31 protein-coding genes are annotated in these 24,496 nt (G+C 40.1%); 29 read left to right on the top strand and 2 right to left on the bottom strand.

Going from position 1 to position 24,496, the window contains the following annotated elements; genetic code table 11:
- Positions 1-21 precede the first annotated feature (21 nt).
- The 26 genes from JG735_RS08425 to JG735_RS08300 all read left to right on the top strand — a co-directional run bounded on the left by JG735_RS08425 (position 22) and on the right by JG735_RS08300 (position 19,942).
- On the top strand, positions 22-1,554 hold the full coding sequence (locus JG735_RS08425; protein ID WP_201334627.1) for a PAS domain-containing sensor histidine kinase: 1,533 nt from the start codon (positions 22-24) through the stop codon (positions 1,552-1,554).
- 1 nt (position 1,555) lies between these two features.
- Positions 1,556-2,245 carry a response regulator transcription factor gene (locus JG735_RS08420; protein ID WP_201334626.1) on the top strand — a complete coding sequence of 230 codons (690 nt, stop codon included), beginning with the start codon at positions 1,556-1,558 and terminating at the stop codon, positions 2,243-2,245.
- 111 nt (positions 2,246-2,356) lie between these two features.
- Positions 2,357-3,820, top strand: a complete 1,464-nt coding sequence (gene ccoN / locus JG735_RS08415; RefSeq protein WP_201334625.1) for a cytochrome-c oxidase, cbb3-type subunit I — start codon at positions 2,357-2,359, stop codon at positions 3,818-3,820.
- A gap of 9 nt (positions 3,821-3,829) precedes the next feature.
- Positions 3,830-4,513, top strand: coding sequence for a cytochrome-c oxidase, cbb3-type subunit II (gene ccoO / locus JG735_RS08410; protein ID WP_201334624.1), 684 nt, complete (start codon positions 3,830-3,832; stop codon positions 4,511-4,513).
- 3 nt (positions 4,514-4,516) lie between these two features.
- Positions 4,517-4,726, top strand: coding sequence for a cytochrome c oxidase, cbb3-type, CcoQ subunit (locus JG735_RS08405; RefSeq protein ID WP_201334623.1), 210 nt, complete (start codon positions 4,517-4,519; stop codon positions 4,724-4,726).
- Positions 4,723-5,568 carry a c-type cytochrome gene (locus JG735_RS08400; RefSeq protein WP_201334622.1) on the top strand — a complete coding sequence of 282 codons (846 nt, stop codon included), beginning with the start codon at positions 4,723-4,725 and terminating at the stop codon, positions 5,566-5,568. Before JG735_RS08405 ends, JG735_RS08400 begins: the two co-directional genes overlap by 4 nt.
- 1 nt (position 5,569) lies before the next feature.
- Positions 5,570-5,830 carry a DUF4006 family protein gene (locus tag JG735_RS08395; RefSeq protein ID WP_201334621.1) on the top strand — a complete coding sequence of 87 codons (261 nt, stop codon included), beginning with the start codon at positions 5,570-5,572 and terminating at the stop codon, positions 5,828-5,830.
- 1 nt (position 5,831) lies between these two features.
- Positions 5,832-7,268 (top strand): cytochrome c oxidase accessory protein CcoG, encoded by a 1,437-nt coding sequence (gene ccoG, locus JG735_RS08390; protein ID WP_201334620.1) that lies wholly within the window; start codon positions 5,832-5,834, stop codon positions 7,266-7,268.
- A gap of 110 nt (positions 7,269-7,378) precedes the next feature.
- A complete protein-coding gene (locus tag JG735_RS08385; protein WP_201334619.1) occupies positions 7,379-7,984 on the top strand; it encodes a TPM domain-containing protein in 606 nt (201 codons plus the stop codon).
- A complete protein-coding gene (locus JG735_RS08380; RefSeq protein WP_201334618.1) occupies positions 7,981-8,484 on the top strand; it encodes a FixH family protein in 504 nt (167 codons plus the stop codon). Before JG735_RS08385 ends, JG735_RS08380 begins: the two co-directional genes overlap by 4 nt.
- A 69-nt stretch (positions 8,485-8,553) precedes the next feature.
- Positions 8,554-8,973 (top strand): 50S ribosomal protein L13, encoded by a 420-nt coding sequence (rplM, locus tag JG735_RS08375; RefSeq protein WP_012082979.1) that lies wholly within the window; start codon positions 8,554-8,556, stop codon positions 8,971-8,973.
- Between the two features lies 1 nt (position 8,974).
- Positions 8,975-9,364: a 30S ribosomal protein S9 gene (gene rpsI, locus JG735_RS08370; protein ID WP_201334617.1), complete on the top strand. Its 390-nt coding sequence runs from the start codon at positions 8,975-8,977 to the stop codon at positions 9,362-9,364.
- 45 nt (positions 9,365-9,409) lie between these two features.
- Positions 9,410-9,766 (top strand): rhodanese-like domain-containing protein, encoded by a 357-nt coding sequence (locus JG735_RS08365; protein WP_201334616.1) that lies wholly within the window; start codon positions 9,410-9,412, stop codon positions 9,764-9,766.
- Complete coding sequence (locus JG735_RS08360) at positions 9,763-11,262, top strand: peptide-binding protein (protein ID WP_201334615.1); 1,500 nt, start codon at positions 9,763-9,765, stop codon at positions 11,260-11,262. The genes JG735_RS08365 and JG735_RS08360 overlap by 4 nt, the downstream gene beginning before the upstream one ends.
- The gene (locus JG735_RS08355; RefSeq protein WP_236583960.1) at positions 11,247-11,906 is read left to right on the top strand and encodes an HAD family hydrolase; all 660 of its coding nucleotides are present in this window, start codon (positions 11,247-11,249) and stop codon (positions 11,904-11,906) included. Before JG735_RS08360 ends, JG735_RS08355 begins: the two co-directional genes overlap by 16 nt.
- A 144-nt stretch (positions 11,907-12,050) precedes the next feature.
- Entirely contained in the window at positions 12,051-12,608 is a 558-nt protein-coding gene (locus tag JG735_RS08350; protein ID WP_201334614.1) for a pyruvate flavodoxin oxidoreductase subunit gamma, read from the top strand.
- A 10-nt stretch (positions 12,609-12,618) separates the two neighbouring features.
- Entirely contained in the window at positions 12,619-13,050 is a 432-nt protein-coding gene (locus tag JG735_RS08345) for a 4Fe-4S dicluster-binding protein (RefSeq protein ID WP_201334613.1), read from the top strand.
- A gap of 10 nt (positions 13,051-13,060) precedes the next feature.
- The gene (locus JG735_RS08340; RefSeq protein WP_201334612.1) at positions 13,061-14,278 is read left to right on the top strand and encodes a 2-oxoacid:ferredoxin oxidoreductase subunit alpha; all 1,218 of its coding nucleotides are present in this window, start codon (positions 13,061-13,063) and stop codon (positions 14,276-14,278) included.
- Positions 14,279-14,290: 12 nt separating this feature from the next.
- Positions 14,291-15,289 carry a thiamine pyrophosphate-dependent enzyme gene (locus tag JG735_RS08335; RefSeq protein WP_201334611.1) on the top strand — a complete coding sequence of 333 codons (999 nt, stop codon included), beginning with the start codon at positions 14,291-14,293 and terminating at the stop codon, positions 15,287-15,289.
- A gap of 21 nt (positions 15,290-15,310) precedes the next feature.
- Positions 15,311-15,709 (top strand): hypothetical protein, encoded by a 399-nt coding sequence (locus JG735_RS08330; protein WP_201334610.1) that lies wholly within the window; start codon positions 15,311-15,313, stop codon positions 15,707-15,709.
- An 8-nt stretch (positions 15,710-15,717) separates the two neighbouring features.
- A complete protein-coding gene (luxS, locus tag JG735_RS08325) occupies positions 15,718-16,269 on the top strand; it encodes an S-ribosylhomocysteine lyase (RefSeq protein WP_201334609.1) in 552 nt (183 codons plus the stop codon).
- Positions 16,270-16,566, top strand: coding sequence for a hypothetical protein (locus tag JG735_RS08320; RefSeq protein ID WP_201334608.1), 297 nt, complete (start codon positions 16,270-16,272; stop codon positions 16,564-16,566).
- A complete protein-coding gene (locus tag JG735_RS08315) occupies positions 16,567-17,307 on the top strand; it encodes a tRNA (5-methylaminomethyl-2-thiouridine)(34)-methyltransferase MnmD (RefSeq protein WP_201334607.1) in 741 nt (246 codons plus the stop codon).
- Entirely contained in the window at positions 17,291-19,063 is a 1,773-nt protein-coding gene (locus JG735_RS08310) for a GGDEF domain-containing protein (protein WP_201334606.1), read from the top strand. Before JG735_RS08315 ends, JG735_RS08310 begins: the two co-directional genes overlap by 17 nt.
- Entirely contained in the window at positions 19,053-19,637 is a 585-nt protein-coding gene (gene amrA / locus JG735_RS08305) for an AmmeMemoRadiSam system protein A (protein WP_201334605.1), read from the top strand. The genes JG735_RS08310 and amrA overlap by 11 nt, the downstream gene beginning before the upstream one ends.
- Positions 19,634-19,942, top strand: coding sequence for a cupin domain-containing protein (locus tag JG735_RS08300; RefSeq protein WP_201334604.1), 309 nt, complete (start codon positions 19,634-19,636; stop codon positions 19,940-19,942). The genes amrA and JG735_RS08300 overlap by 4 nt, the downstream gene beginning before the upstream one ends.
- Here JG735_RS08300 and thpR read toward each other — a convergent pair.
- Together thpR and JG735_RS08290 are read right to left on the bottom strand one after the other, a co-directional pair.
- Positions 19,926-20,420 carry an RNA 2',3'-cyclic phosphodiesterase gene (gene thpR / locus JG735_RS08295; RefSeq protein WP_201334603.1) on the bottom strand — a complete coding sequence of 165 codons (495 nt, stop codon included), beginning with the start codon at positions 20,418-20,420 and terminating at the stop codon, positions 19,926-19,928. The genes JG735_RS08300 and thpR overlap by 17 nt on opposite strands.
- Positions 20,421-20,428: 8 nt before the next feature.
- The gene (locus JG735_RS08290) at positions 20,429-21,037 is read right to left on the bottom strand and encodes a riboflavin synthase (RefSeq protein WP_201334602.1); all 609 of its coding nucleotides are present in this window, start codon (positions 21,035-21,037) and stop codon (positions 20,429-20,431) included.
- A 108-nt stretch (positions 21,038-21,145) separates the two neighbouring features.
- On the opposite strand from JG735_RS08290, the gene mnmG reads away from it, so the two are divergent.
- From mnmG to petA, 3 genes are all read left to right on the top strand, one after another.
- Positions 21,146-23,020, top strand: a complete 1,875-nt coding sequence (gene mnmG / locus JG735_RS08285) for a tRNA uridine-5-carboxymethylaminomethyl(34) synthesis enzyme MnmG (protein WP_201334601.1) — start codon at positions 21,146-21,148, stop codon at positions 23,018-23,020.
- Positions 23,017-23,895 (top strand): hypothetical protein, encoded by an 879-nt coding sequence (locus tag JG735_RS08280; protein ID WP_201334600.1) that lies wholly within the window; start codon positions 23,017-23,019, stop codon positions 23,893-23,895. Before mnmG ends, JG735_RS08280 begins: the two co-directional genes overlap by 4 nt.
- Positions 23,896-23,971: 76 nt before the next feature.
- Positions 23,972-24,493 (top strand): ubiquinol-cytochrome c reductase iron-sulfur subunit, encoded by a 522-nt coding sequence (gene petA / locus JG735_RS08275; RefSeq protein ID WP_201334599.1) that lies wholly within the window; start codon positions 23,972-23,974, stop codon positions 24,491-24,493.
- Positions 24,494-24,496: the final 3 nt, after the last annotated feature.

Genomic DNA, 24,496 nt, shown 5'->3' with positions numbered 1-24,496 from the left:
CTTCTTTGCTACAATATCTCTATGAAAATAGTCGCCGTTGTTCAACATCCAAACAATTTTGAACCCTTTTTCCGAGCATGTGGATGTGAATATATTTTTGTCACTGCCGAAGAGTTTCAAAATCTTTCTGCATTGGAAGCTGATGTGATCTTTTTGGACACGGATCCAAAGCTTGCCCACTCTTTTCGCAACATACACACTGTATTTATTGGGAAAAAAGATGCCGATCAGCTCTATGAAGCCTATCGATATGGTGTTCGACATTTTATAGCATTTGAAGATCTTTCGGACCGCCTTCCAAAACTGTTGCATTATCTCAAAAGCGAGATTGCAGCAAAAAAAGAGGCACAGCATAAGATTTTTATGCTCAAGCAGTACCAAAAAGCGATTGACAGCAGCAATATTCTTTCAAAGACAGATATCAACGGCATTATCACCTATGTGAATGAAGAGTTTTGCAAGATATCGGGTTATGCCAAAGAGGAGCTGATTGGATCAAATCACAATATTGTCCGACATCCAGATGTGCCGAAATCGAAATTCAAAGAGTTTTGGGATACGATTTTGGCGAAGAAAATTTGGAAAGGGACGGTAAAGAATCTGGATAAATCTGGAAATACGTTTTATGTCAATACAACAGTCATACCCATCTTGGACCAAAAAGGAGAGATCGCCGAATTCGTTGCAATCCGATACGATGTCACAGAGAGTGTCAAGCTGCAAGAGAGATTGCAAAAAAAAGAGCGGGAGCTGGAGCTGCTCAACAAAGAGTTGGAAAAAAGGGTGGAAGAGAAGACAAAAGAGTTGCGAATTCTCAATGCAACACTGGAAAAGAGAGTTGAAGAGGAGGTGGAAAAAAATAGGGAAAAAGATCGTTTGATGTTTCAACAGGCCCGTTTTGCATCCATGGGAGAGATGATGGCAAATATCGCCCACCAATGGAGACAGCCGTTGATGGAATTGGGCCTACTTTTATATAAAATGGTTTATGCAAACGAAAACGAGAAACAAGCGTGTTACGAAAAAGGGAAAAAACTCCTATCGCAAATGTCTCAGACTATTCATGATTTTCAAAACTTTTTCAGACCAAACAAGAAAAAAGAGCCTTTTGATCCAAATGAAGCGATTTTGCAGGCAGTTTCTATTTTAGAAGGTTCTATAAAGAAAAAAGAAATTCGGCTCGATCTTGATTTGGGAAACAATCTTTCATGCTATGGATATCCCAATGAGTTTTCCCAAGTGATTTTAAATATTTTGTCCAATGCGATAGAAGCTTTCGATGATCGATTACGAAAAGAGAAAAAGATTGAAATAAGGTGCCGAAAAATCAACGATATTATCGAAATTGTAATACAAGACAATGCCGGTGGCATTGAAGCGAAATATTTGGATAAAATATTCGAACCCTATTTCACAACCAAAAAGAGCAAAAAAGGTACAGGTCTAGGACTCTATATGTCCAAAATGATCATAGAAGAGAGTATGGAAGGGGAGCTTTTTGTGCAAAACCAAGATGGTGGTGCACGCTTTGTGATCCATTTGAAAAAGGAATAAAATGATTTGTGAATCGTTATTAAAAGGAGTAAAAGCTCTTTACATCGAGGATGAAGAGACGATTAGAAATCTTATGAAAGAGATATTGACAGGGACATTCCAAAGATTTGATACTGCATCCAATCTTAATGAAGCGAAAAAGCTTCTTGAAGAACATAGATATGATCTGGTTATTAGCGATATTGAACTTGGTGAAAAAAGAGACGGACTCGATTTTGTTCAAAAACTTAAAGAAAAGTATGAACAGATAATTGTCATTATGCTGACAGCATATAGTGAAAAAGAGAGACTTTTAAAAGCGATAGAGGCCGGAGTGAATAAATATTTAATCAAACCGGTTGATCCAGAAGAGCTAAAGAAAAACATTTGCGAACTCCTCGAAAAAAAGTATTCAAAAAAAGTATATGATCTTGGCCAAGGTTTTCGTTACATCGCATCAGAAGCGAAAATAGTACATAAAAATAATGTAAGCAAATTAACAAAGAAAGAGAAAAAACTGTTAGATCTTTTACTCGATCATGCTGGACAGATCGTCCCTACCCAGACAATCGAAGAAGCCATCTGGGAAGATGAAGAGTGTTCGAATAATGCTTTAAGAACCCTTGTTAAAAGAGTTCGACAAAAAACCTATAAAGAGTTGATCAAAAACTATTCGGGGTTGGGATACAGTTTATTATTAGACAAAACTTAATTAAATATAGTAAATAAAAAATTCTATCATTTAAGCTTCATCATAACTTCTTTTTCCTATAATTTCTTTGTGTAATGTCAAAATAGTGACAAATCTATTAGGAGGTATTAGATGCAAAATCCTGCAATCGAGTACGATTATACCGTTGCGAAATGGTTTAGTTATCTAGCCATTTTGTTCGGTATATTGGGGATGGGAATTGGCGTATGGATCGCCTTTGAGTTGGCGTTTCCAGAATTAAACTATGTGGCTGGGCAGTATACCCTTTTTAGCCGGCTTCGACCAATCCACACAAACGTAGTGGCATATGGTTTTACACTGAGCGGTATCTGGGCTACATGGTACTATGTTGGTCAAAGAGTGTTAAAAGTTAGTCTTGCCGAAAGCAAGTTTTTGATGGCTGTTGGTAAGCTACATTTTTGGCTCTATTTCATCACTGCACTTTTGGCAGTTGTTTCTTTGCTTGCACGATATACAACATCAAAAGAGTATGCACAGTTTGAGTGGCCTCTTGATATTTTGGTTGTACTAATCTGGGTACTTTGGGGAATCAGTATTTTTGGTCTCATTGGTATCAGAAGAGAGAAAACACTCTATATCTCTATGTGGTACTACATCGCAACGTTTCTTGGTGTTGCCATGCTTTACCTATTTAATAATATGGAAGTTCCAACATATCTTATAACTGGTATGGGAGATCCGCTCCACTCAGTAAGTATGTATGCTGGAACCAATGATGCGATGGTGCAATGGTGGTTTGGACACAATGCGGTTGCGTTTGTTTTCACAGTACCTATTATTGCTATGATCTATTACTATCTTCCAAAAGAGTCTGGTCAGCCAGTGTACTCATATAAACTTTCGCTATTGTCTTTCTGGGGATTGATGTTTGTATACCTTTGGGCTGGTGGTCACCATTTGATCTACTCTACTGTGCCTGACTGGATGCAAACAATGGGTTCGATCTTCTCAGTTATTCTTATTTTGCCATCTTGGGGAAGTGCACTCAACATGCTTCTAACAATGAAAGGTGAATGGGGACAACTTAAAGAGAACCCACTTATCAAATTCATGGTTCTTGCATCTACATTCTATATGCTTTCAACTCTTGAAGGTCCAATTCAATCAATCAAATCTGTAAACGCACTCGCGCACTTTACAGACTGGATTCCTGGACACGTACACGATGGTACTCTTGGATGGGTTGGATTCATGATTATTGCAGCAATTATGCATATGGCTCCAAGATTTTTCAAACGAGAAATTTACAGCAAAAAACTTCTTGAAATGCAGTTCTGGCTTCAAACAACAGGTATCGTGCTTTATTTCTCAAGCATGTGGATTGCTGGTATTACACAAGGTATGATGTGGCGAGCAGTTGACCAGTATGGTAACCTTGCGTACTCATTTATCGATACAGTAACAGTACTTCACCCATACTATACACTCAGAGGTATTGGAGGTCTGTTCTATTTCATAGGTCTATTTATGTGGGCTTATAACTTCTATAAAACTATGACAGCGGCAAAAGCGATCGAGAAAGAACCTCAGTTCGCTTCACCGATGGCAGCATAAGGAGGCAGCATGTTTGGATGGTTAGAAAGAAACCCGTTCTTCTTCGCCGTTGGCGTATTTGTAGTGATCGCATTTGCTGGGCTTATCGAAATCGTTCCAGATTTCGCTCAGCAATCTCGCCCCGTTGCGGGAGCAAAACCATATGATCTGCTCCAATTAGCAGGTCGACAAGTCTATATCAAAGATAGTTGTAACGCGTGTCATTCACAGCTTATTCGACCATTTAAAAGTGAAACAGACCGATACGGTATGTACAGCCTCAACGGTGAATATGCATACGATAGACCATTCCTTTGGGGTTCCAAAAGAACTGGTCCAGACCTTCACCGTGTAGGAAACTACCGAACAAGTGACTGGCATGCAAACCATATGTGGGATCCGACAAGCGTTGTTCCAGGTTCTATCATGCCAGCATATAAACATATGTTTACAAATGTAGCTGATTTAGAGACAGCATATGCAGAAGCGTTGACTGTGAAAAAAGTATTTAATGTTCCTTATGACAAAGACTTGGATGGTGACGGAAAAGTAGATGTTCCACTTGGCAGTTTTGAAGAAGCAAAACAAAGAGCTTTGAAAGAGGCTTTACAAATAGCTAAAGATACAAAACGACAAGATCTTGTGGATATGGTGAAACAGGGAAAAATCCCTGAAATCGTTGCTTTGATTGCATATCTTAACAGGTTGCAGTAAGCGATGGATGCACGACTCATACAGGGCGTACTCTATCTTGCCCTTATTATCTTTTTGACATTCGTCCTGTATGGATACATTGTTCATCTGTATCGCAGCGAAAAAAAGGGGGAGAGGGATTACGAAAAGTATGGGAAGATGGCGCTCGATGACGAGCTTACATCCAAGCCTGTAGAGCCTATAGAAGAAGAAAACAAGAAGGAGTCACAATGAATTGGTTAAGTGATAATGTCAACCAGCTGGCTCTGCTTGGTGCTGCCGCAATTTTGATCTTGACTATCGGTGTTGCAGCAAAATACTTCAAGCAGATCAAAGAGGGTAAGAGTGAAGGGGTTCTCAAGGAAGAGAACTGGGATGGTATCGGTGAATATAAAAACAATTCTCCAATCGGTTGGTCTTTGGCGTTCATGGGGACAATCATTTGGGGTGCATGGTATTGGCTTGTTGGATATCCTCTCAATGCCTATTCACAAATCGGTGAATACAACAAAGAGGTAAAAACATACAACGCAAAATTTGAAAGTAAATGGGCTAATCCAACGAAAGAAGATCTTCTTGGAATGGGTGAAGGTGTCTTTTTGGTTCAATGTTCTCCATGTCACGGAATTGATGGAACAGGAATTGAAGGAAAAGCGCAAGATTTGACACGAAGACTTTTGAAAAAATCTGTATTAAGTGTTATCGAACAAGGCTCAGCCGCGCTTGGTAATCCAAATGGACAGTTTGGCTATCCTATGGGCATGATGCCTCCGGGACTTCTAAGCGGAGCAGACGCTGAAGCAGTTGCAGAATATGTAGCAAATGGCTTTAAAGGAAATGACAAGGGTGCAGAACTTTTCCAAAGTACATGTGCAAGTTGTCATGGGCCAGATGGAAAAGGGATGAACGGCATGGCACCAAACTTGAGAGAATATGATGATACAATCATTACTCATGTACTTGAGCATGGAAAACATGGAGTAATTGGAAAAATGCCGGCATTCAAAGGCAGACTCACTCCTGTTCAAGAAAAAGCAGTGGCTACATATATTCGGTCACTAAGTGAAGGAGCGTAAGATGGAAAATAGAAGCATTTGGTCATTCCACGGTCTCACAGGCTATTTTATCGCGGTAGCATTGCTCCTGAGCATTCTTGCATTTTTGAGTGCTGCGGCTATAAAAACACAAAATGCGACTGCGCAGCAATATTATGAAGTGAAAGATCCGTTTGGGATAAAAATGTTTGGTCCCGATCTTGAAAATGAAAAACATATCATTGTTCATGGTACTCCTGTTGGCGGAGACGTAAAACATAAATATCAGTTTGTAGAGAAGTAATATGGCAGTAACAGGTGCAGCACCAAAAAACAAGGCCAAAGAGTACCTCAAGAACTGGGTACCATATCGATATAAGCGGTATATAATGTTTGCGATTGTGACAATCGTAAGCTTGGTGCTGCCCTGGATACGAATCAACGGCAACCACTTTTTTCTATTAAACTTCGATCATATGCAACTGCATCTGTTTTTCGTACGGTTCGATATGCAAGAGCTGTACCTGATGCCGTTTTTGCTCTGGATTTTGTTTTTCGGGATATTTTTCATCACGACCCTTGGCGGTCGAGTATGGTGCGGATGGAGCTGTCCACAGACTATTTTTCGAGTGATCTATAGAGATTTGATTGAGACAAAACTGCTGCACTTGAGAAAACGGATCAGCAATAAACAGATCGAACCGGATATGAGTAAACCGGAAAATAAAGTGAAAAAAGCAATAGCGATTCTCATCTGGTCCGTTCTTGCTTTCATCGCAGCGGCAGATTTTCTGTGGTACTTCGTTCCACCAGAAGATTTCATAAAATATATCCAAGATCCGGCCAACCATACGATCTTGATGGGATTTTGGGTAGGGATCGCTCTGTTCTTGATTGCAGATGTGGTCTTTATCAAAGAGAACTTCTGTATCTACATCTGTCCATACGCAAGAGTACAGTCCGTTTTATACGATGAAGATACCTTCCAGACAGTGTATGACTATAAACGGGGCGGACGCATCTACGATGAACATGGCAACCTGATCGTCCATAACAAAAAAGAGCTCAAAGCCCAAAGCGAAAACGCAGAGTGTACCTTGTGTGAATCCTGCGTCAAAGTGTGCCCGACCCATATCGATATACGAAAAGGGATGCAGCTAGAATGCATCAACTGCCTTGAGTGCGCAGACGCCTGTACAAAAGTGATGGGGGCCCTAGGAAAAGAGAGCCTGGTCCGCTGGACAAGCTACTACGCACTGGAAAGCGGTAAACCTACACGCGTCTTTCGATTTCGAATTATCGCATACATCGTGATGCTCACCATCGCATTCGTGGCGCTCTTTTGGATGGGAAGCAAAAAAGAGCATATGCTCTTAAACATCAACAGAACAAGCCAGCTCTATAAAATAGAACCAGACGGAAGAGTGAAAAACACCTACGTCTTCTTGTTCCAAAATACAGAGCGACAAAAACATAAATACTATTTCGAAATCGTAAACAATAAAGATATCAAGATAGAACGGCCAAAAAAACCATTTACCGTCATTCCAGGTAAAAAAGTGAAAAAAGTGGTAGTACTGTATACAGACAAAGTGCTGATCAAAAACAGTAAAAAAGATACACCAATACCAATCAAGATCAAAGCCTATGCGGTGGATGATCCGAAAAAGATTGTAGTGTACAGAAACACCATCTTTGTCTTCCCGCGTTGGGATATCTATCAAAATCATCTGAAAAAATAGGAGGATATCATGGTTGATAAGTTTGAAGCGATTATTGCATGGATGCTGCTTGGTATGGCAGCACTCTCTCTTTGGGCAGTAGCAACTCCATTTCACGCCTATGTTGGCTGATGGGTCTTAATCATACTTTGTTGAGGGCATTTGCCCTCCTGTTGCTTTTGAATCTTGCTGCATTTGCTTCACGAAACTTTGTTCTTGTGAATGAAGATATACTTCCTCAAAAAACCGTCAAGAAAATCAACGAGATAGGCAATGAGGTTTTTGAAAAGAGTGGTATAAAAATATATTTGGCTGCTGTAAAAGAGATGCATGAAAAGAAGATAAAAGATTTTGAGAAAACTTTGGCTTCTAAGTTGAAAGATCCATTCATTCTTCTTACGTTATCACTCAAAGACCATAAAGTTGACATCATCAATTCACCTTCACTATCGAATAAATTCAATAAAGAGGAGATATTGAGTCCTCTGCCGTGGAAAGGGACGATTATTCCGATTTTGACGTCTCATATGAAAAATCCTGATGCTGCAGTGGAAGCCGCACTTTTGAATGGGTATGCGGAGATTGCGGATCAAATTGCAAAAAGCTATGGAGTCAAATTGAAATCAAGCATAGGAAATACAAATAGAGAAATTTATTATTGGCTGCGTGTGGTGTTTTATTCTATACTTGCACTGATTTTTTTCAATTTTATCTATAGGAGATTTATAAGACGATGAATAAAAACTATTGGCCACATTTCATAATTGCGCTCGTTGTTTTTGCTATTACTCTTGGTGTTTGGACTGTTAAAACCGCGATAGACAACCCGGTTGAACTGGATGAATCTTTTATGATGAAATATCAAGACGTGGATAAAAACTACTACAAAATAGAAAAGATGAAACGAGAATTTCATAAAAAATATGATGTCATGCCTGTCACGCAGAAGCTGTCCTATCCCAATACGACTTTTGAATTTAAAATAGTAGACAAAACGGGAAATCCAGTAAAGGATGCAAAAGTCACAGTTCTTTTTACCAGGCCAGATACATCAAAATATGATAAAAAAGTTTTTGCACAGTATAAAGATGGTGTATATATTGCCAGGGCATCACTCCCTTTGGAGGGACGATGGAATATTGAATTGAAAATAGAATTACAAGGCCTAGTAGATTATGAACTCTACAAACTCTCTACAAGACGTGTGATCGAACAGAAAAAACTTAAAAAAAGCTAAATTTAAGCAAAAATTAATAAAACGATGTGTACAATCACACTCATCAAATACGTAAAAGGGTAGTGCACGATGAAGTTTACACGAATGGTAAAACCCAATGAGGTTGAAAGAAAATGGCACGTTATCGATGCTGAAGGGAAGACTTTCGGTCGACTCGTTACAGAAATAGCAACGCTTTTAAGAGGAAAACATAAACCAAACTATACACCACATGTGGATTGTGGAGATTACGTTGTCGTAATCAATGCTTCGAAAGTAAAAGTGAGCGGTAACAAAGAGAGCAAAGAGTATCACAGACATACCGGATATTTTGGTGGCGTAAAAAGTGAAAAGCTCGCTGAACTTCGAGAAAAAAATCCGGAAAAACTTTTTAAACTTGCAACAAGAGGGATGCTTCCAAAAACAAAACTCGGCCGGGCAATGCTTAAAAAACTCAAAGTATATCCAGGAAGTGAACATCCTCATACAGCACAAGTAAAGGGAAACTAAGATGAGTAGAATTTATGCAACAGGGAAGAGAAAAACGGCTGTAGCGAAAGTATGGCTTACAAAAGGTAGCGGGAAAATTACAGTAAACGGTATGAGCCTCGATGAGTGGCTTGGTGGACATGAAGCTTTGAAACTCAGAGTACGCCTTCCGTTGGCCTTGACTAAAATGATCGATAGCGTTGATATCGTTGCTACAACGCTCGGCGGTGGCTACTCTGCACAAGCTGATGCATTAAAGCATGGTATCTCCAAAGCGCTTTGTGCATTGGATGAAAATTTGCGATCTGTGCTAAAACCACACGGTCTTTTGACCAGAGATGCTCGTGTTGTGGAAAGAAAAAAATACGGAAAACACAAAGCAAGAAGATCTCCTCAGTTCTCAAAACGTTAATATACTTTTGGGACCTTTGGTCCCGATACTTTCAAAAGGGGCACTATGCTCAAAGATATTTCTCCTGAACAACTAAAAAAACTAAAAGACGAGGGTGTAGTCCTAATCGACATACGCACACCCATGGAGTGGCAGCAAACGGGCGTAGTTCCAGGGTCGAAACTGCTCACATTTTTCGATGAATTCGGTCGATACGATACCGATGCATTTATGGATGCGTTCCAAAAGTTGGTGCCAACAAAAGAGACGCCATTTGTTCTCATTTGTCGTACAGGAAGCAGAACTGCGACTGTCGGGAACTTTTTAGCCAATCAGATGGGCTATACCAATGCGATGCATCTCGCAGGTGGTATCTACTCATGGCATGCCGACGGTAATGAGTTTGAACCCGTTTCTCAATGAGATCGATTTTTTTCCTTCTCTTTTCTCTCATTGTTCTTAACGCATCTACACTTCACATGGCACTTGGTGCCAACCCGAGCCGTATCAATCCTATTTTAGCGACAGACAGTGCAAGTGGCGAGATTGCGGGATGGATATTTAACGGTCTTTTCAAATATGACAAAAATGGAAACATTGTCGGTGATTTGGCAAAATCGTGGAAGTTTCTTACTCCCACAAAATTATGGATCGAGCTGAGAAAAAATGTCGTATGGCATGATGGTAAGCCATTTACGGCGCAAGATGTTCTGTTTACCTACCAAACGATTACTTCTCCACAGGTCTTTACTCCTTATTCGAGCGAGTTCCGGTATGTAGAGGATGTGAAAATAGTCGATCCGTATCATGTTTTGGTCACATATAAAAAACCATACTATAAAGCACTACAGACATGGATGATAGGTATGCTTCCTTATCATCTGCTGCAGCAAGAAAAAAACCTTATGACGAGCCGATTCAACCAACATCCTATAGGTACAGGTCCATATAGACTTGAAAAGTTTGAACATTCTGGTGAGATAGTGCTTACAGCAAACAAAGACTATTTTGAACACAAGCCCTATATCGATACAATCTATTACCATTTTGTTCCCGATCCTTCAACACAATTTTTAATGCTCAAATCGAAAAAGCTTGATGTAGGTTCACTTTCGCCTCTGCAACTGGAGCGACAGATAGATCGTGATTTCAAACAATATTACAATATTTACGAACAGCCGAGTCACGGGTATACCTATTTGGGATTTAATCTCAAAAGAAAGAAATTTCAAGACGCGAGGGTTCGCAAAGCGATCAGTTTAGCCATTGATAGACAAGAACTTATCGATATTCTCTTCTTTTCGCATGGCAAAGTGTGTACGGGTCCCTTTATGCCAGGAACATTTGCTTTCAATGCCCGTATCAAACCTCCAAAAGTTGATCTTACATTGGCAAAAAAGCTGCTCAAAGAGGCGGGATACGATGAAAACCATCCTCTTACTTTTGAAATAGCGACCAATTCGAACAATTCCATACGACTCTATGCAGCCCAGATTATACAGTATCAGTTGGCCAAGATAGGAGTGAAGGTTTATATCAGGGCGATGGAGTGGCAAGCCTTTTTAAATACCGTGGTTATTCCGAGAAAGTTTGATACGATTTTGCTTGGATGGGGATTGGGTTTGACTCCGGATGCCTACTCTATCTGGCATAGTGATTCAGCAAAGATCGGAGGATTCAATCTCGTATCGTATAAAAATCCTATTGTCGATGCATTGATCAAAAAAGCTGAGAGTACAGTTGATCGTGCAAAATTATCACAACTGTATCAAAAAATCTTTGCTCTTATTGTACAGGACAATCCTTATATCTTTTTATATATTCCAAATTCCATTACCGCGGTGAATGCTTCCATTCAAAATGTAGAGCCCTCGATTGTTGGCATTATGCACAATGAGATCGATTGGATAAAGCCGTGAAAAAATGTGCAATTTTATTTGATTTGGATGGCACGCTCATCGATTCGACTGAAGCAATTTTAGAGAGTTTTCATTATGCACTTCGAAAATGTAGCGGCGTACCTGCAACTGATAAAGATATTATCAAACTGATTGGCCATCCTCTTGATTTTATGTTTGCCCATCTCGGTGTCAAAAAAAATGTTGATCAATGTGTTCAGAGATATAAAGAGCATTATCATACAATTTTTACACAAAAAACCAAGCTGCTTCCGAATGCTAAAGAGGCGATCCTTTTAGCACATTCCTTTGCAAACTTGGCAATTGTAACGACAAAAACGGGGAAATATTCAAAAGAGCTGATGGCATATTTTGGGTTAGAGCAATACTTTTCCTGTATTATTGGCAGAGAAGATGTCGTTTATCCAAAACCACATCCAGAACCTCTTATCAAAGCAATCAAAAAAATTGATGCTTTGAAAGAGTATACTTGGATGGTAGGTGATACCTGTTTGGATATGGAAGCAGCCTACAAAGCAAATATTTCTTCCATCGGTCTCACTTGTGGATATGCTTCCTATACGCAGTTGCAAAGATGTTCTTCCCACATTGCGTCAACGCCCTTGGAAGCTGTTGAGCTGATCCAAAAAATCTGCGCAAGTTAAGTGTATATCTTGCAAAATTATGGAATGTAACTCTTTAAGAGCCATTTTATCTTATATTGGAGATAATAGACTCTAATATTGATTTAAGATGTGCTTGATTACAATTTGGTAACTAATCTAAAATAAGCAAAAATAGGAGCTACTATGTTAGAAATCAGATGGCACAGCCGAGCGGGACAGGGAGCTGTTACTGGAGCAAAAGGGCTGGCTGATGTTGTGGCAAATACGGGAAAATTTGTTCAAGCTTTTGCCTTTTATGGCTCAGCAAAACGGGGTGCTGCTATGACGGCATACAACAGAGTCGATGATGAACCGATTTTGAATCATGAAAAATTCATGCGACCAGATTATGTTTTGGTTATCGATCCGGGTCTTACATACACTGCAGATATTACAGCAAATGAAAAAGAGACTACAAAATATATCATTACAACGCACCTTTCTAAAGAGGAGCTTATCAAGTCTCAACCAAAACTGGAAGGAAAAGATGTATACGTGGTTGACTGTATGCAGATCTCTCTCGATACGATTGGTAGAGCGATTCCAAATGCACCAATGCTTGGAGCGTTGATGAAAGTTTCTGGAATGTTTGAACTTGATTACTTCCAAGAAGCGATGAAGAGAGTACTTGCTAAATTCCCTCAAAAAATCATTGATGCAAACATGGCTGCTATTGAGCGAGCTTATAACGAAGTACATTAAAGGATAGGCAATGGCAAAAGATTTAAAAGAGGTTAAAAATATAGATGAGATAAAAGATCTTGGATGGGATGAGCTAATTCCCGGAGCGGCACTTTTTTCTTTCACTGAGCCAGTAGAAGATGTTGTGGAAGTGCCTGCAGAGGAAAGACCGTATGCACCGACAAACTCACATGAATGGCAAGTAGGGGATTGGCGAGTTGAAAAACCTGTGTACAACAGAGATCTCTGTATTGATTGTCAGTTTTGCTGGGTATTTTGTCCGGACATCTCCATTTTGAGTCGTGATAAAAAGATGATCGGAGTGATTTATGAGCATTGTAAGGGATGTGGTATTTGTGTGGAAGTGTGTCCAACCAATCCTAAATCACTTTTGATGTTTCCTGAACATATGGAAAATGAAGAGGCTCTGTCTCAATGGCCGAAAAAAGAAGAGAAGAAGTAAAGGATAGCAAATGGCGAAAAAGTATGAATTAAATGAAATAGAGGTTTGGGATGGGAATATGGCAGCTGCCCATGCGCTACGACAAGCGCAAGTAGATATCGTAGCTGCATATCCAATTACTCCATCAACTCCAATTGTACAAAATTACTCCAAATTTTTAGCAGATGGATACGTGGATGGTGAATTTATTATGGTTGAGTCCGAACACTCTGCAATGAGTGGCTGTGTGGCTGCAAGTGCTGCAGGTGTTCGGGCAGCTACAGCTACGAGTTCACAAGGTTTTGCATTGATGGCGGAAGTGCTCTATCAAGCAAGTGGGATGAGACTTCCTATCGTTTTGACAGTAGTCAACCGTGCTCTTGCAGCTCCTTTGAACGTAAACGGAGACCATTCTGATATGTATCTGGGACGAGATGCAGGCTGGATCAATCTATGCTCATACAATCCGCAAGAAGCGTATGATCTAACTTTGATGGCTTTTAAAATTGGTGAAGATCTCAATGTCAGACTTCCAGTAATGGTGCATCAAGATGGATTTATCTGTTCTCACACGGCACAAAACGTACGACCGCTTCAAGATGAAGAGGCTCATGAGTTTGTAGGCGAATACAAACCGGTCAATACGATGCTTGATGTGGCAAATCCGGTAACACACGGTGTACAAACGGAAGAGGATTGGCACTTTGAGCATAAAGCAAGGCAGCATAATGATTTGATGAATTCATTCGGTACGATTAAAAAAATTTTTAATGAATTTAAAGAGCGAACCGGCAGAACGTATGATCTTGTATATACCTATAAAATGGATGATGCGGATGTGGCTATTTTTGCACTTGGAACGACAGTTGAGAGTGCAAGGATCGCAGCAGATAAGATGAGAGAAAAAGGTGTCAAAGCAGGTGTTGTGAGCTTGAGAGTTTTTCGACCATTTCCATTTAAAGAAGTCGCAGAAGCTCTGAGCAATGTCAAGGCTGTCGCAGCGATGGATCGAAGTGCTCCTGGTGGAACATTTGGTGCACTTTTCAATGAAATTAGTGCTGCTATGCTTGCACATGGAAAATCGCCGATAGTGCTCAACTACATCTATGGGCTTGGCGGGCGAGATACGACGATTGATATGCTCAAAGGTGTATATGAAGATCTTGACAAATGCGCGAAAGCCGGCGAGGCAGTTGTGCCAATGCAACAGTTCTTGGGACTTAGAGGTCCGAAGCTATCGTTTTATTAAGAGGGGGAAGAGATGGTAAAAAAGATTAAGAACTTAAAAGAGTTTTCACTCTCAAATGACAGGTTTGAAGGTGCAAACCTGATGTGTCCAGGATGTTCACACAACATCATCGTTCGAGAAGTTTTGAATGCGACAGATGATCCTGTGATCGTAGCGACTGCTACAGGTTGCTTGGAAGTATGTACAGCAGTCTATCCTAAAACGAGTTGGGATGTGAGCTGGATCCATATCGGTTTTGAAAATGCAGCAGTTGCGGCGGCAACGGTGAGTGCAGCCTATGAAGTGATGAAGAAAAAAGGCAAACTACCACCAGCGACGCAGAAGATGGTAGAAGAGGGAAGAGAACCAAAGATTGTAGCATTTGCTGGTGACGGTGGAACCTACGATATCGGTTTTCAATCTTTAAGCGGCGCATTTGAGCGAGGTCATAATTTTATGTATGTCTGTCTCGATAACGAAGTGTATGCAAATACGGGTGGACAAAGAAGCTCATCAACGCCAATAGGAGCGAGCACTACTACAAGTCCAGCTGGCAGTGTGAGTTATGGTGAAAAGATGATGAAAAAGAGTATGGTAGAGATCATGGCCGATCATGGTGCACCCTATGTTGCGCAGGTGAGCCCAAGCAAATGGAAAGATTTGGTCAAGAAAGTGCAAAAAGGTTTCGAGGTTTATGGACCAGTCTATATCAATGCACAAAGTGCATGTACGACAGAGTGGAAACATGCTCCAGAAGATACGATTGAAGTAAGTGATCTTGGAGTTGAGAGCTGTGTATGGCCACTCTATGAGATCATCAATGAGCGAGATGAGCATGGGATCATCTATAGTACAAAACTGAACATCACATACAGACCAAAAAACAAGATACCAGTAGAAGAGTATCTTGCAGCACAACCAAGATTTCGGCACCTTTTCAAACCAGAAAACAGACACATTATCGATCTATGGCAAAAAGCTGTGGATGCGAGATGGGAATATCTACAAAGAAGAGAAGAGGCGGGAGTATAATTTCCTCCTCTTTTATTGACAATGAATAGCGAAAATTTTTTTCAGCATGTGAAAGCCTCTTTGGAAAAAGAGGTAAAGCGGTTTGAATGTATCGGTTCGCGATACAATATGTCCTACTGTATTTTACTTATCTATCATGAATCACAAGACGATGTATCCCATCTTGTCCTTTCCAATATCCGTTGTGCAGACAGTTTTATGAAAATTGATGAACATCATTATGCTGTAGTTTTCTTTTCCAATCGGGAAGACTCCTACTCTATTCTGTCAAATAAACTGATGTACTCTATCGAGAGTGAATCAAAAGGGAAAACTTCTATAGGGGCTGCTTGCAGCAATTTTGAAGACAATGTTGTGTTGGCAGCAGTTCAAAATCTTTTGGAAGCGAAAAGCTTGGATTATAATATCATTATTGATTAAGGAGCAATATGCCATTACTTGAAAGTTTCACCGTGGATCATACCAAAATGCCTGCACCAGCTGTTCGGCTAGCCAAAGAGATGCAGACACCAAAAGGTGATGAGATTACTGTTTATGACCTTCGATTTTGTCATCCCAATAAAGAGATTATGAGTGTTAAAGGAACACACACCTTAGAGCATCTGTTTGCCGGTTTTATGCGAGACCACCTCAATTCTGATACAGTTGAAATTATCGATATTTCACCGATGGGATGTCGGACCGGATTTTATATGAGTGTCATCGGTAGACCCATTGAGTTGGATGTAGCACAAGCGTGGGAAAAAAGTATGCGCGATATTTTGGCGCTCAAAAGCATAGAAGAGATACCGGAACTCAATGTCTATCAATGTGGCAGCTGCTATATGCACTCACTCAATGAAGCTCAAAAAATTGCTAAACATGTCGTAGAGAGTGGAATAGGTATCATGAATAATGAAGAGCTGAAGCTCGATGTACATTCTATCGATATTCATAAATGTGATGTTGACCCAAGCGGTGTTCGCGTTATAGGAGAGTAGATGCTGATCGTTGTTCCAACAAAGGAGTTTGCAGGAGAAGACTCAAAAATCTCTACCGTGACAGAGGCGCAAACCTTTGTTTTCGTACAACTGGGTGAAGGTATGCAGATCGAAGAGATCCACGAGAAACCTTCTTTTGAGAATGAGCTGTTTGACTATATTGTTTCTCCAGATAAAAGCGATAATTTGGAGGAAGCCTTTAATCTGGGAGCAAGAGCGTTGCTTGCAAGAAATGGCATGAGTGTCGAAGAGATTGTGGAAGCATTGATGTTCCGGGAACTGGATGAGATTGTGTAGATGGATTATGAATTAAAAAAAACCGCCGATGGCAGTTATACACTCTATTCCAAGCAGTATGATGAGTGCTATCACAATATCCAAGATGGAGCACTTACAGAAGCGCTTCAAAAACATATTATCCCTGCATTTTCCTATTCGAAAAAAAAGCATCTCAATATTGTAGATATCTGTTTTGGCCTTGGTATCAATACATTGGCTACGATTGACTATTTTTTACATCAAAACGAAGTTGAATCTATCGCCATATACTCTCCGGAGCTGGATGAAAATCTTTTGGAATCTCTTCCCTCTTTTCAATACCCAAAACAGCTTGAAAACTATAAAGATATTTTAGAAAGATTGATCCAACATGGAAAGGTCGAATTGCCTACTATACAGATAGAATTGTTTAAAGGGGATGCAAGGTCCTATATTAAAAAACTCAAAGATATCGATGTAGTTTATCAAGATGCGTTCAGTCCGAAAAAGAATCCTGAGTTATGGACCCTGGAATATTTTCAAGAATTGTATCAAGTGATGAGTGAAGACGGTATCCTTACTACATATTCCATTGCCACTCCGGTTCGTCTTGGTTTGTGGGAGGCTGGATTTATTATCTATGAGAAACGTTTTGAAAATATTAAAAAGATGACAATTGGCAGCAAAAAAGAGCTTGATTTGCCAAAAGTGGATATGGCTTTGAAACAAAAGCGCTCCACTTCACAACCTTTGCGAGATGCCGATGTGGAAAAAGCATAGACTCTATTATCTTTTTTTGATCCTTTTTGTTGCGCTCATCGTTTTGAATACCTTTTCGTTTCAAGAGTTTTTTGTCAAAAGGTTTACCAGTGAAATTGCAAAAACCATTGATGCTGAGATAGAAAATAAACTGAATGCCACTGCTGCGATGGCTATCACGATAGCTCACAGCAGCGATGCGAAGACCTATATCCGCACCAGAAAAAATTCCCTCTATTTTCAGCGGCTTCCCTTCTATTATCGAAAATATACCAAATTTAAAAATATAAAAATTTATATTCTTGATCGTAGTGGAAACATTATCTTTTTTCCTGTTCCTAATAAGCGGTATAAAAAAATGACCGAACCACTTTATGTAAAACTTCCTGTATTCAATGATACCTGGATTGATTGTAGAGGTCTGCATCTTATCTCATACGCTGCAGTGACAGCAGAGAATAAAAATCAAAAAAAATTGGGCTTTATCGCTATTGAGAGTCAATTCAATTCCATCAGCAAAAATTTGGAAAAAATCGGTGTTGAGTCGATTGCAGTGTTAGACAAAGATCTTGCTGGTAAATCGATGCAGGTAAAACATCATATCCAAAACTATAAAATTTTAAATCTTGAATGGAATGAGGAGCTTGTCGATGATCTGAAAGAGATCGGAGTAAAAAAAATTATAGTATCCAAAACCCCTATCATTGACCATTTTAAGATCTATTATCGCTATCCTATCAAAGACAGGACAGGTATAGTCAATGGCTGGATTCTTTTTTCTACCTCTATAAAGAAGCTCTTTTTGGATTTTGTAACCCCCAAACTCGCAATCGAAAATATTTTACTGGTTCTCTCTTTTATTCTTTTGATCTATTTCAACGAAAAATCGAAATATTTTATTATCAAAGATCAAGTAGATTATTATCATGAGATTTTAGATAATTTCAAAGAGATGATTCTCATTTTTGAAGGATACCAAGTCAAATATATCAATCGTGCAGTTTTTGAGTATCTTGGAAAAAGCGATCCGGAAGATATTGAAAAGAGTTTTGGCGATGAATGGCGGGTATACATTCTTAAAGATGGAAAAAGAAAGATGATGAGTTGGAAGCATTTCATCGATACAATATGCCAAACGAAAGAGTGTATCCTGCAGGTTGATATTATGGATAAACGCTACTTTTTTCAAGTAATTGGCAAAAAGATAAAAGAGAATGATTGCGTAGCCGTTTTTCTTGATATAACCGATACGTACAGGAGTATGGAGGAGTTACAGGAGATTGCCTATAAAGATCCTTTGACCGGACTGTACAATCGTACTCTTTTACAAGATATTGTACACAATCTACTCCGACTCAAAAGAAAAGATGAACATCTCGTACTTGCTTTGGTGGATATCGATCATTTCAAAAGCATCAATGATGAGTTTGGTCACGATACGGGTGATGAAGTTTTACGGTATGTGGCTCAGCTGATAAAAAAACGATTGCGTAGTGAAGATTATGTTTTTCGAATAGGTGGAGAGGAGTTTTTAATTGTAATGAAGACTAGAAGTATTGAAAAAGTATTGCGGATATTGCAGTCTATTCGAAAATATTTTGCATCACACCCTATGAAAAAACTGAAAAAACCTGTTACAATCAGTATAGGTGTAACAGAATTTAAACCATATGAGAGTTTCAAACAGGCGTTTAAACGTGTGGATGAGGCACTGTATGAAGCAAAAAGAAGTGGAAGAAACCGACTGATTTATAAAGGAGTGGAAGATGATCAGTGAAGAGCTCAAGCGTATTATGCTCAATATCGCACGAATAGCGATCAAAGAGGAGTTTTTAGGGCATAAAGAGTTGAATGACGATGTAAAACAACGGCTTATCGCCATGCATCCAGAGCTCGCAAAACCTGGAGCCGTGTTTGTTACGATAAACGAAAGAAGTTCACTACGAGGATGTATAGGCTCTCTTGTAGCCCATAGACCACTTATCGATGATTTGATCGAAAATGCAAAAGCTGCAGCGTTTGGCGATCCGAGATTTCCACCTTTGAGTCCGGAAGAGTTTGACAAAATCACCATCGAGATTTCTGTACTCAGTGAGCCAAAACCGCTTGAATATCGAGATATTGAGGATTTACGGGCAAAAATCAGACCAGGAATCGATGGAGTTGTTTTAAAGCTTGATGGCAGACAAGCCACCTTTTTGCCTCAGGTATGGGAGGATTTGAGTGATTTTGATCAATTTTTTGCTCATTTATGTATGAAAGCTGGACTTCCTGCAAATTGCCTTGCCTATCATCCTGAAATTTTTGTTTATCAAGTAGAAAAATTTAGTGAAGAGGATTTTCAAGGGTGAATCTGTTTGAATACGAGCTTCCCAAGGAGGATGAAACATTTACGACTCTCTATAAACGGGGTTCTTTGGAAATAGTCCGTATTGTGAGTGCTTCTTTGAAAGAAGAGAAAACATTCTGTGATGCAAGGGACGAGTGGGTTGTCCTTTTGCAAGGTGAAGCAACCTTGCGTATGCAAGGAAAACTCTTTCAATTAAAGGCCGGAGATATCCTTCTGATCCCGGCAAACACTTTGCATACATTGATAAGCGTGAGCAAAGGAGCGCTGTGGCTTGCAGTCCATTTTGACCCTAAAAAGTGTGAATGATTTTGTACACAGGACCTTTGGGGGTTAGGATGCTTTTAATAAGACGGAGTTGTGGTTCGATTGAACCGATGGCTTTTCCTTCTAGAAAACGGATGTTTTGAATGAATCTATCGAAATTATGCACTTTTTTGATTCTGCATAGCGTTACATGCGGGATGAACGCTTTGTCTGGCTTGATCTGAAGTTTTGAGACAATTGCCTGGTGCAGTCGAAATAAAGATTCATCGGAAGCTTTTGCAAACAAAACTTTGGGTGGATGACCAAAAAATCCAAGATGATTCATACCTATCTTTTTTTCAGGTTTGGCAATATCTTCAAGTCTCTCTATGATAGGTTGCGGTGTAGGCATATCTCCCAAAAAAAGGTAGGTTAGATGAATATTATGCTTCTCAACCCATTTGCCCTCTAAAAATGAAAATTTTTCCTTGATGAGTCCGTAATAGTTGATTGTTGCAAAAGAGCCTAAAAAAAGTCTCATAATTTTCCTTAAAAAAGAGCCTGTATCTTTTCGACTGTTTCCCAGTCGATTTTCTTTTCTTTTTTAAAAAGATAGAAAAGATACCTTGCAAACATATCTGTTTCGATATTGACTCTCCGCCCCACCCTATACGAGCCAAAAAGTGTCTCTTTGAGGGTAATTGGTATGATGGTGAGCCTGAAAGAATCCTCATAAACTTCGTTGACTGTGAGGCTGACGCCATCGATCGCGATACTTCCTTTTGGAATAACAAATTTGATGTACTCTTTTGGAATTTTGATCAAAAAATCGGTTGAGTTGATTCCTGGTTTAATAGCAATGATTGTACCAAGAGAGTCAATATGTCCCTGGACGATATGTCCCTCTATCCTGTCGCTAAGTCGCATCGCTGGTTCGATATGGACGCGATCTTTGTAGTTTTCCAAAGCGATAACGTTTCTTGTTTCATCGCTGAGTTCCACTTCAAAACCATCATTATAGAGCTTCGTTACACTCAAACATGCACCGTTGACGGCAATGGAGTCACCGATATTAGGTCTATGTTTTGCTTTGAGTCTCAGATGTTTGCCGTCAAATTGTGAGACGGTTGCTATTTCTCGAATGAGGCCTGTGAACATCGCATCTCTTTTGGTTTGAATTCTTGAAGATTTTTGATACTATCTTGTCGCAAGTTTAATCTTTCTTAAGTTTTGTATAATTATAACAAAGATAAAACGGAGCAATCTATGAAATTTGACGTTATTGTCATTGGTGGAGGACACGCCGGTATCGAGGCGGCACTGGCCAGTGCCCGCATGGGTATGAAAACGTTGATGATTACCATTTTAGCTGAGCAAATCGGTGCCGCTAGCTGTAATCCGGCGATCGGAGGTCTGGCAAAAGGACATCTTGTCAAAGAGATCGATGCCCTTGGAGGGCAGATGGGACTGACGACTGATAAAACAGGGATACAGTTTCGCATCCTCAACGCCTCCAAAGGTCCAGCCGTGCGAGGAAGCAGAGCGCAAATCGATATGGACAGGTACCGCATTATGATGCGAACCATAGTACTCAATACGCCAAATTTGGAAGTGCGACAAGAGATGGCGGACAGGCTCCTCGTCAAAGGGGATGCGGTTGTTGGTGTAGAGACCAATTTGAAAAATATTTACCATGCAAAAAAGGTGATTGTAACTACAGGGACTTTTTTAAGAGGCCTCATTCACATAGGAGAAATCAAACAAGAAGCTGGACGAGCAGGAGAGTTCGCTTCCAATGCACTCAGTGATTCGCTCAAAAGTCTTGGACTTAAACTTGGGCGACTGAAAACTGGAACATGTGCAAGAATCGATGCAAAGACGATCGATTTTAGCAAAATGGAAGTGCAACCGGGCGATGAAAATCCTATTCCGTTTAGTTTCAGAACCGATCGAAAACATTTCAATCCTACCCAGCTTTCATGCTACATCACCTATACCAATGAACGAACCCATGAGATCATTGAATCCAATTTTCATAGAGCCCCTCTCTTTACAGGGCAGATAGAAGGAGTTGGGCCAAGGTACTGTCCAAGCATAGAAGATAAAGTCTATCGATTCAGAGACAAAGAGCGCCACCATATCTTTGTAGAACCCCAAACACTGGAAGCGACAGAGTATTACATCAATGGTATGAGTACATCACTTCCACCTGATGTTCAGCTGGAGATGATACGCAGTGTCAAAGGATTGGAGCACGCTGAGGTTGTTCGGTACGGATACGCGATTGAGTACGATTTTGTTGAACCTACCCAACTCAAACATACATTGGAAACCAAATCGATCAAAAACCTCTACTGTGCGGGACAGATCAACGGAACTACAGGATATGAAGAGGCAGCGGCCCAAGGATTGATGGCAGGCATCAATGCGGCTTTGGCTATCAAAGGGGAGGAGCCTTTGATTTTAGGCAGAGATGAAGCCTATATAGGCGTATTGATCGATGATCTGGTCACAAAAGGGACAAAAGAGCCTTATCGTATGTTTACAAGCAGGGCCGAGTTTCGACTGCTACTTCGAGAAGACAACGCCGATCTTCGTCTTATGCCATATGGTCATAAACTTGGCCTTGTGGATGAAGAGACCTATATGAAAATGATCAGGAAAAAAGAGCAGATTGAAAAAGGATTGGATCTGTTGAAAAACAGTTTCATCACACCAAACAAAGAGACATTAGAGCTTTTAAACAATCTAGAAGAGGGGAAAATCACCGATAAAACGGCTCTTATCAATGTGGTGGCTCGTCCAACTTTCACCATGGAAAAACTTGAGGCATTGGTACCCGAGTTAAGAGAGTTCAGTGAAGAGGCAAAAGAGCAGATTTTGATAGAGGCAAAATATCATCAGTATATTCAGATGCAAAAAGAGCAGATTGCAAAGATGCATGAACTGATGAATGTAATAATACCTGAAGACCTCGATATCGATGCAATCAGTGGACTAAGCAATGAAGTCAAAGAGAAACTCAAAGCCCATAAACCGCCAACCCTTTTTGCGGCAAGTCAAATCAGTGGTATCACACCGGCGGCGATCGAGATTTTACATATCTATATCAAGATGTATCAAAAAGGAAAAAAATCATGACAATCTATTTTTATGCCCATACCGACAACCGAACGGGACTTGATCGACTTCGAAGAAGTGCCGCATTGGCAAAAGAGCTGCAAAAAGAATATGAGGTCTATTTCATGACGACAGAGTTTCGTTCAGCTACCTATGCGAAACAACATCTTGGCATCAAGAAAGCCGTCGGAATAGAGGATTTCCGAAATGTGGGAACAATTTGCGAAAGAGGAGATATCCTTGTTTATGACAGTAATGAGCACAACGAGACGATCCATCAAGAGATGATCGATTTTTTTGGTGCGTTTATTCGTATCTCCTATGATCCAAAAGATCTCCCAAAAGAGAAAGAAATACTCATCTCTCCTTATATCGTAGGAGAAAACGTCATCAACGGCATCTTGGTTGATATGGACTATTTTAAAGACAGGGAGAAATCGATCGATAAACTTTTCTTTTACGGTGATAGCGACTATGAAAAGAGAATGCTTGAAATCGCTCCTCAATTAAAAGATTTTCAGATGGAGTTTTTGGAAGGATTTTACTTTTTTGTCGATATGGAAGAGAAGTTAACACCATTTTTTACTACATACCATCCCTATGAGGAGTATCAAGAATCCATACGATCAGCACGAACATTTCTCTCATTTTCTCCCCAAAGTGCATTGGAGGCCGTTGCAGCAGGTGCTAAAACAATCTATATCCAGTCAAAAGAGGAGGATGAATATCTCTCCGTACTCGAACGAGCTGGTGTAAAAAATCTTGGATACTTCGATGCTACCCATCTTCAAGAGGCACTTTTGAACCCATCTGTTCCAAACAAAGAGTATCTTCAAAGCCTTAGTGTCGAAAAAGTGGCAAAGAGACTATCAGAGTATCTTAAAAGCAGCTCTTAAGTAAAAGATAACTTAATTTTATATTTTCTTAAATGTTTGTGTATTAAAATAACTTGACCAAAAATCTATAAAAGGATTGTCTATGGCAAACAGCAGACGTGACTTCCTTGGAATGGTGTTCGGCGGATTCGCTGGAGCTGGCGGTTTGGCTGCTCTATATGCGATGAAGCGTACATGGGACCCATTGCCAAGCGTTATGGCAGCAGGATTTACTACAGTAGACCTCTCTCCTATGAAGGCGGGAGAACTACGAACAGTGACATGGCGAGGAAAGCCTATCTTCATTCTCAAAAAGCCACCTGAAGAGAACTGTAATCATATACCGGACGAGACAAAAAAACGTCTTGTCAAAGTGGGAGACAGCGAGTATCTTGTGATGATCGGGCTTTGTACGCATCTTGGATGTATCCCTTCCTGGGAGCCAGACAAGAAAACTTTCCATTGTGCATGTCACGGTGGCGAATATGATGCGTGTGGTGTCAATACGTTCGGTCCTCCTCCAAGACCTATGGATATTCCTCCTTTCAAAATTGAAGGAACTAAATTGGTGCTTGGCGAAGAGGGTCCAGAGTATAAAAAAATGGTCGGTAAAGCGTAAGGA

This window comes from Nitratiruptor sp. YY08-10 (genome assembly GCF_016629565.1).
GTDB lineage: Bacteria > Campylobacterota > Campylobacteria > Campylobacterales > Nitratiruptoraceae > Nitratiruptor.
Note: the sequence above shows the minus strand (reverse complement) of the source record. Positions and strands in the feature narration are given on the sequence as shown.

Coding starts and splice junctions, on each gene's coding strand:
- JG735_RS08345 (WP_201334613.1), top strand. CDS start 12,619: ATGGCAAAAGATTTAAAAGAGGTTAAAAATATAGATGAGATAAAAGAT.
- JG735_RS08340 (WP_201334612.1), top strand. CDS start 13,061: ATGGCGAAAAAGTATGAATTAAATGAAATAGAGGTTTGGGATGGGAAT.
- JG735_RS08405 (WP_201334623.1), top strand. CDS start 4,517: ATGGATGCACGACTCATACAGGGCGTACTCTATCTTGCCCTTATTATC.
- JG735_RS08330 (WP_201334610.1), top strand. CDS start 15,311: ATGAATAGCGAAAATTTTTTTCAGCATGTGAAAGCCTCTTTGGAAAAA.
- JG735_RS08310 (WP_201334606.1), top strand. CDS start 17,291: ATGTGGAAAAAGCATAGACTCTATTATCTTTTTTTGATCCTTTTTGTT.
- JG735_RS08280 (WP_201334600.1), top strand. CDS start 23,017: ATGACAATCTATTTTTATGCCCATACCGACAACCGAACGGGACTTGAT.
- amrA (WP_201334605.1), top strand. CDS start 19,053: ATGATCAGTGAAGAGCTCAAGCGTATTATGCTCAATATCGCACGAATA.
- JG735_RS08425 (WP_201334627.1), top strand. CDS start 22: ATGAAAATAGTCGCCGTTGTTCAACATCCAAACAATTTTGAACCCTTT.
- JG735_RS08315 (WP_201334607.1), top strand. CDS start 16,567: ATGGATTATGAATTAAAAAAAACCGCCGATGGCAGTTATACACTCTAT.
- JG735_RS08420 (WP_201334626.1), top strand. CDS start 1,556: ATGATTTGTGAATCGTTATTAAAAGGAGTAAAAGCTCTTTACATCGAG.
- rplM (WP_012082979.1), top strand. CDS start 8,554: ATGAAGTTTACACGAATGGTAAAACCCAATGAGGTTGAAAGAAAATGG.
- ccoN (WP_201334625.1), top strand. CDS start 2,357: ATGCAAAATCCTGCAATCGAGTACGATTATACCGTTGCGAAATGGTTT.
- JG735_RS08290 (WP_201334602.1), bottom strand. CDS start 21,037: ATGTTCACAGGCCTCATTCGAGAAATAGCAACCGTCTCACAATTTGAC.
- JG735_RS08365 (WP_201334616.1), top strand. CDS start 9,410: ATGCTCAAAGATATTTCTCCTGAACAACTAAAAAAACTAAAAGACGAG.
- JG735_RS08380 (WP_201334618.1), top strand. CDS start 7,981: ATGAATAAAAACTATTGGCCACATTTCATAATTGCGCTCGTTGTTTTT.
- luxS (WP_201334609.1), top strand. CDS start 15,718: ATGCCATTACTTGAAAGTTTCACCGTGGATCATACCAAAATGCCTGCA.
- JG735_RS08400 (WP_201334622.1), top strand. CDS start 4,723: ATGAATTGGTTAAGTGATAATGTCAACCAGCTGGCTCTGCTTGGTGCT.
- rpsI (WP_201334617.1), top strand. CDS start 8,975: ATGAGTAGAATTTATGCAACAGGGAAGAGAAAAACGGCTGTAGCGAAA.
- ccoG (WP_201334620.1), top strand. CDS start 5,832: ATGGCAGTAACAGGTGCAGCACCAAAAAACAAGGCCAAAGAGTACCTC.
- mnmG (WP_201334601.1), top strand. CDS start 21,146: ATGAAATTTGACGTTATTGTCATTGGTGGAGGACACGCCGGTATCGAG.
- ccoO (WP_201334624.1), top strand. CDS start 3,830: ATGTTTGGATGGTTAGAAAGAAACCCGTTCTTCTTCGCCGTTGGCGTA.
- JG735_RS08320 (WP_201334608.1), top strand. CDS start 16,270: ATGCTGATCGTTGTTCCAACAAAGGAGTTTGCAGGAGAAGACTCAAAA.
- JG735_RS08360 (WP_201334615.1), top strand. CDS start 9,763: ATGAGATCGATTTTTTTCCTTCTCTTTTCTCTCATTGTTCTTAACGCA.
- JG735_RS08385 (WP_201334619.1), top strand. CDS start 7,379: ATGGGTCTTAATCATACTTTGTTGAGGGCATTTGCCCTCCTGTTGCTT.
- thpR (WP_201334603.1), bottom strand. CDS start 20,420: ATGAGACTTTTTTTAGGCTCTTTTGCAACAATCAACTATTACGGACTC.
- JG735_RS08335 (WP_201334611.1), top strand. CDS start 14,291: ATGGTAAAAAAGATTAAGAACTTAAAAGAGTTTTCACTCTCAAATGAC.
- JG735_RS08395 (WP_201334621.1), top strand. CDS start 5,570: ATGGAAAATAGAAGCATTTGGTCATTCCACGGTCTCACAGGCTATTTT.
- JG735_RS08350 (WP_201334614.1), top strand. CDS start 12,051: ATGTTAGAAATCAGATGGCACAGCCGAGCGGGACAGGGAGCTGTTACT.